The sequence below is a fragment of the Saccharospirillum sp. genome (assembly GCF_040881935.1).
Lineage (GTDB): Bacteria > Pseudomonadota > Gammaproteobacteria > Pseudomonadales > Natronospirillaceae > Saccharospirillum.
In genome coordinates this window covers 88,105-94,518 of record NZ_JBBECH010000057.1, presented here as the reverse complement: position 1 = coordinate 94,518, position 6,414 = coordinate 88,105, and the positions used below count along the sequence as shown (strand labels likewise).

General features: G+C 53.7%; 6 protein-coding genes. 2 read left to right on the top strand and 4 right to left on the bottom strand.

Annotation, left to right across the window (positions count from 1 at the left end; all coding sequences use genetic code 11):
• The 4 genes from WEB54_RS10945 to WEB54_RS10930 form a co-directional block, all read right to left on the bottom strand.
• On the bottom strand, nucleotides 1-1,118 hold a 1,118-nt coding region (locus WEB54_RS10945), incomplete at its 3' end, for a tripartite tricarboxylate transporter permease (protein ID WP_368055607.1).
• 82 nt (nucleotides 1,119-1,200) lie between these two features.
• A complete protein-coding gene (locus WEB54_RS10940) occupies nucleotides 1,201-2,247 on the bottom strand; it encodes a Bug family tripartite tricarboxylate transporter substrate binding protein (RefSeq protein ID WP_368055605.1) in 1,047 nt (348 codons plus the stop codon).
• A gap of 346 nt (nucleotides 2,248-2,593) precedes the next feature.
• Nucleotides 2,594-3,403: a hypothetical protein gene (locus WEB54_RS10935; RefSeq protein WP_368055603.1), complete on the bottom strand. Its 810-nt coding sequence runs from the start codon at nucleotides 3,401-3,403 to the stop codon at nucleotides 2,594-2,596.
• A 260-nt stretch (nucleotides 3,404-3,663) separates the two neighbouring features.
• Nucleotides 3,664-3,957: a hypothetical protein gene (locus WEB54_RS10930; protein ID WP_368055601.1), complete on the bottom strand. Its 294-nt coding sequence runs from the start codon at nucleotides 3,955-3,957 to the stop codon at nucleotides 3,664-3,666.
• A 209-nt stretch (nucleotides 3,958-4,166) separates the two neighbouring features.
• Here WEB54_RS10930 and WEB54_RS10925 point away from each other — a divergent pair, with 209 nt between their 5' ends.
• The gene (locus WEB54_RS10925) at nucleotides 4,167-5,294 is read left to right on the top strand and encodes a zinc-binding dehydrogenase (protein ID WP_368055600.1); all 1,128 of its coding nucleotides are present in this window, start codon (nucleotides 4,167-4,169) and stop codon (nucleotides 5,292-5,294) included.
• Between the two features lie 10 nt (nucleotides 5,295-5,304).
• Nucleotides 5,305-6,348: a GTP-binding protein gene (locus WEB54_RS10920; RefSeq protein ID WP_368055598.1), complete on the top strand. Its 1,044-nt coding sequence runs from the start codon at nucleotides 5,305-5,307 to the stop codon at nucleotides 6,346-6,348.
• Nucleotides 6,349-6,414 lie beyond the last annotated feature (66 nt).

Below are 6,414 nucleotides of genomic sequence, written 5' to 3'. Positions count from 1 at the left end.
CCAATGACAATGGTGAAAATCATTACAAAGACAATATCCAGATGCGAAATCATCATTCTCGGCCCGGTTTCCATACCCAGAATGAACAAGCCACCCAACAGAATAGCCATGGATGAACTGCCAGGAATGCCAAAGGCGATGGTTGAGGCCAGTGCGCCGCCTTCAACTGCATCATTTGCCGATTCAGAACCAATTACCCCTTCAATGTTTCCCTTGCCAAAACTGGCTTTGTCTTTCGAAGTTTGCTTGGCATGACCATAGGCAACAAAGGCCGCCGGGGCGCTGCCAAGCCCTGGCACCAGCCCCATCAGCGTACCGATAGAACTGCAGCGCATGACCAGCCACCATTTTTGCAATGTGATTTTCATACCGCTGAATATCTGGCGCTGAGTTTCGCGCATGCTCATGACCTTACCGTCACTGGAGTCCGACAGACTGCCGCCACGAATAAATAGGTCAAACATCTCAGATACAGCAAATAGCCCCAGAATCACTGGCACCAGAGGCAAACCATCAATCAAGGCAAACGAATCGAAGGTAAAGCGTGCCTGATTGGTCACATTGTCTAGTCCGACCATCGCCATGAGCAGGCCAAGCAGCGCAGCAACAAGGCTGCGAGCCATGTCTTCCTTACCGAGCACGGCGACAAACGTCAGTGCCAGAAAAGACAGAATGACAATCTCCGGTGGCCCGAACAACAGAGAGGCTTCCTGCAGGACCGGCAGCAGAATAGCCAGAGCAATGGCGCCGAAGGTGGCACCCATAAAACACGCCAGCAACGCCGCACCAACGGCCTGGCCCCCCAGTCCCTTTTGGCGCATGGGTGGTCCGTCCAACATGGTCGCTGCGTTCTGCCCGGTGCCCGGGGTACTGAACAGAATCGCGGTTATGCCTCCCCCCTGAGCAACGGTAGCATGTGCGCCAAGAATAAAGGCAACGCCAGCATTAGGTTCCATGCTGTACAGGAACGGAATGGCCATGGCCATGGCAAAGTGTCCGCTCAGCCCCGGAATCACACCAACAATCAACCCGAAGAGTGAACCGACCAGTAAATAGGGGAAAACGTCGAAACTTAATGCTTGGAACAGGCCACTAACTAAACCTTCAAGTATGTCCATGCAGACTCCTGAACAGATAAATAGCAGGCAGCGTCACGATTACCAATTAACAGGGATGCCGCCTGCAGACAACACACCAAGACTAGATTCCGCCAGACACTGCTTCGATAAAGAACGCTTTAGCGGCTTCGGGCATGACGGCTGCATCGGTTGCAATTTCAGCCATGCGCTCGCCATTGACAAAACTCAGGTCACGACCAGCGTTTTCTGCCTTGGCCACAAACTCAGGGTCATTCAGCGCTTGCTCAAAGGCACGTTGCAGGAACGTGAGTCGGTCGGCCGCAACACCCGGAGGCGTTACCACTGGACGGCCAACATCATTCAGACCCTGCCAGGCACGAAGGACGGCCATTTTATCGGCACCCAGGTTCATTCGTTCGGCGAGTTCCAGCACGGTAGGTGCGTCCGGTATGGCCGCAGTACGCTCTTGTCCTGACTGCAGAACAATTTTTTGCATGCCGTCCTCGACATCCTGAATGGCGCTGCCATATGAGCCCCACATGCCAACAATGTCGCGGCGCAACATGGCCTGGCGAATCACAGAGGAACTGTCAAAACCATGAATGATGTCTTGGTTCAGATCGAACAATTCACCCGCAACCAGCGCATCGACGTAGGTACTTCCACCAAGACCGGTGGCACCAACCTTGAACGTTGAGTTGGACTCAACCATCTCTTCAATGGTTTCAAAATCGCCCCGTGTTGACACAGCCAGTACTCGCTGGTCCGCAACAACCCGACCCAAAAAACCGTATTTTTCAAATTGATAAACAGCACCTTCGATACCGGCTAGCTGGTTTGTCACCAGTGCACTGCCGTTAACAATCCCGACCGTCAGGCCATCTTTCGGTGCCCGGTAAATGTCGTTGGCACCACGCATGCCGCCGGCACCCGGGTTATTTTGCAAGCGAACACTTGCTCCGGTGTATTTTTCGAAATAGGGAATGATCAGGCGGGAATATTCATCGTAACCACCACCAGGAGAGTACGGAACAATCCAGTTGATGGTATTGCCATCATAAAACGCTTCAGCTGCTGACAGGTCTTCTGCCTGACTGTGACCTGCCATCAACAGAGAGGGAATAACAACGGCCATGGCCGCCGCAGAACGGAACAGGGTATTTTTCATTTCATGCACCTTTGCGCCAAAAATTATTGTTGTACGGGCTTCGGTCGTATGAACCAATCGAACCGGTTCACTCAATCCGGCTGTCACTCACCCTGGAAACTTACCAGGCGGTTCCTGCGCGACGCTAAATCCTTGTTTTTGCTCGAATTGTTCCTTTATGAAGAACGTTAGTCACCATAGAGGTACCGAGTACCTTAGCAAGTTGCAATTCGAAGTCAAGATGAAACATCGGACTGAACCGTCATTCGCGGCGCCGGTAACGCCTAAAGATCAACCGCGCAATGCGCCCGGGCGGTGTACCCACAAAAAAAGCGCCTAAGAGGCGCTGTTTTCTGCCAGTCAAATGTCAGCCAACCAGGTTTCGCGTCGAGGCGGCGAACACCTCATCAACCGTGACAGGTCGCTTCAGGATTCCTTGTCGCAGCGCCTGTGCAACCAGCATGTTCAGCATCGGCCGGTTGGGTTCGATGCCGTAAGGTAACGGATCGCCAATGACCGGCATAACATCACGATGCAGTTGATCCGTTGAAAATTGTTCAGCCCAGCTTCCGGCCATTAATGACTCGAGGTAGCGATTTTTTGATTCAACAAAGGCATCGAATACGGCTTTTGCAACATCAGGGTGCTCAGCCAGCACATCGTCCCGGACCACGACCAGATGATTGATCGGATATAACCCGAAATCCCGCAGTGCCTGCAAACTCGTCTCATAAGCATTGGGAATCAGCGTCTCAACTTCGGGATGCTCCTGCTTGACACCAATAGCAGCGGACAGTCGGCCACTGGCCAGTTCCTCTTCCATATTCAGGCCGGGTTCCAGCGGTACAACATTGCCCGGTGCCTGCCAAGCGCTAACGTGTTCATCACCCGACAACACCCAGGTGATGCTGTCGAGGTCAACGCCGTATTGCTGTTCAAGGATGGCGCGAGCCCAAACTCCGGTAGTGACGGTGTAACCCCGGTTAACGCCAACACGCTGACCCTCCAGGTCTTTGGGGTGCCTAAAACCCGCCTGTCGATTATGTAAAATGGCGCCATGATGAAACTCACGCACCAGAAAGATCGGCAACGCCGTGAATCGAGCGCCGTGTTCACGCGCACACAGATACGTCGTCAGGGCCATTTCACTGACATCAAAATCCAGATTCCGAACCATACGTCTGAACCCCTTTGGCAGGGGATTTACTTCTTCAAATTTAAAGCGAAATCCAGTTGGCTGAATGTCACCATTTTTTATCGCGAAATTATTCCCCTGAGTACGGGTCAGTGTCTTCAGCGCGCGCGCCATTGCCTCTCTCCCAAAAAGTGTAAACCACTGTTTTATGGCCGACTGCCGGAGTGCCTGTTGTTGCAGTAACGGCTGTTATTGTGACTGATGTTGTGACCACCGGCAGAAAGCCCCGGCCGGCTTCCGGTTCAGCAGCAATCGCAGCCCAGGTCCCCAGCATCTTCCAGTGCCGGCAGCAGCCACTTCACCGGAATATCAGATTCAATAACCTCCGCCAGCGGTTTGAACACCTTAAACCGATAGCGCGGACCGCTGGTCAGCCAGAACGCCACGATGGTTTCTATCGGCGGGCAGCCCGGCACCTGACACCGCACTTCAGCAACCACAACCACAGCCTCGCCGTTCAACTCAAAACGACTCCGGGTCCAGGACTCTACCCGGTCCAGGTGAGTACTGGCTGGCTGACGAAAAGGCTGCAACATAAGAACGGGCCTGACCTGGAAATGTAACGGTTGCCTACTATCCGGAACGGTCTGTATACCTGAAATCTGACCGTTTCAAATTCCTTTATAGTGAACATTGTTTTGCACAGGGGAATTATACTTGTTAAGCTCACCTCATTACAACAAAGCGCCTTGCAGCGCCGTTCCATACCCCCAAATAGAGACCCGTCAATACGGGCGGAGGCACCATGTCCGAGCAAACCAAAGCGCCTGAACACGTCAGAGCGGCCGTAAGAACCCGAGCAAACACCACCGAGATCCAGAGCTTCCCAATGCCGGAGGTACCTGAAGACGGTGCGCTGATGAAAGTCGAAGTCGCTGGCATCTGCGGTACTGACGTCAAGCTTTACAGCAACCCGCCTTCGGATGACCCGGTTATCATGGGTCACGAAAATATCGGCATCATCACCAAAGCCGGCAAGCAGTTCATGGATCGAAAAGGGGTAAAAGAGGGTGACAGGGTGTTTGTAGAGCACTACGTACCCTGTTTCAAATGCGAATGGTGCCACAAGGGCGAATACCGACTGTGCTCTGGTACAGACTGGCGCAAGAACCCCGATGCCGTCCGTTACGGCTACACCCCACTGAAGCGTGAGCCATTCCTATGGGGCGGCTTTGCTGAATACATGTACCTGCCGTGGAATGCGGTACTGCATAAAGTGCCCGATGGCGTTTCAGCCGAGCTGGCCGGCATTGTCACACCCATGGCCAATGGCATTCAGTGGGCCTTGTTTGACTGCCAGGTTGGCTATAACTCCAGAGTACTGATCCAGGGCCCCGGCCAGCAAGGTCTGGCACAAACCGTTGCCTGCAAGCAGGCGGGTGCCTCGCTGATCATCATCACCGGTACCTCGCGCGACAAGGCACGCCTTGAAGTCGCTAAAAAACTGGGTGCAGACTACACCATCGTAGTGGATGAAGAAGACCCGTTGGAACGCATCATGGAAATTACCAACCGCGAAGGGGTGGACGTCTCACTCGATTGCACCGCTGGCGCGGGAACCATCCCTGTTCTGCTCGGTATAGAAGCACTCAAACGCAAAGGTGGTACGCTGTTAATTCAGGGCGAAATGGCCGACTTCCCAAATTTCCCACTGGGTAAAGTCGCCAACAAATACATCACCATCAAGAGTGCGCGCGGGCACAACTACGAATCCTGCGAACTGGCATTGCAACAACTGGCGTCCAAGCGTTTCCCGCTGGATCTTCTCACCACCCATCGATTCGGTCTGAAAGATACCGAGTGGGCGATAAAATCGGTGGGCGGAAAGGGCGAGAAAGATGTCATTCACGTCTCTCTGATGCCCTGGATGTAAGGCCGGACTTGTGTCGATTGCTACCGAACGAATTCCGGTTACGCTGTTAACCGGTTATCTGGGTGCGGGTAAAACCACCTTACTCAACCGTATTCTGAGCGAAGACCAGGTACACCGCTATGCCGTCATCATCAATGAATTTGGTGAAGCGGGCATCGACGGTGACCTGGTAATGTCGAGCGAAGAAGATCTGTTCGAAATGAGTAACGGGTGTGTGTGCTGCACGGTGCGCGGAGACCTGATCGAAACTCTGCACCGGCTCATAGACCGGCGCCTGGATTTCGACGCAGTCATTATCGAAACCACCGGACTGGCGGACCCTGGCCCGGTTGCCCAAACGTTTTTTGTTGATCCGAAAATTCAACAGCATTACCAGTTGGACAGCGTTACTACTCTGGTCGATTCCCGGCATTTGCCACAAAGCCTGGCACAGGGTTCAGAAGCGGCCGAACAAATCGCCTTTGCCGACCAGATCATCCTCAATAAGACCGATCTGATTTCAGCCGATGAACTGGACCAGCGTCGGCAGCTACTGCGCGCATTGAACCCCTTTGCCCGACAAGTCGACGCCGAGCACGCCAGAGTCGACGTGTCGACCATATTGAATCAGGGCCGGTTTGATCTTGCACGACTTGACGATATGGACGATGAGATCAATCCGGCGCATGGAGAACCGGGTCACCGGCACAGCCATGACTGCAACCACGACGATGAGCATCATCATGACGCCTCAAACGACGCTACTGACGGCCATTTGAGTGGCATTTCCAGTTGCGTCATCCGACACGATGCGCCAATGGACGCGGAGCGCGTCTCAACCTGGCTGACAACCTACCTGGCCGAACAGGGCCAGGACATATTGCGCGTTAAAGGCATTGTCAATGTTGCGGGTGAGCCCAGAAAACTGGTTTTCCAGGGTGTACACATGATGATCGAAGGCGATTTCCAGCGCCCCTGGTCGGATGGTGAACAGCGCCAGACAAAGATTGTATGGATAGGCCGTGATCTCGACAGCCAGGCCTTGCAAGCGGCATTGAACGAGTGTCGGGCCTAATCGCTTGCCCGAAGCACGATCGAACAGTCGCTGAAGCGGGATTAACCTCCGCTACCAGCAATAATA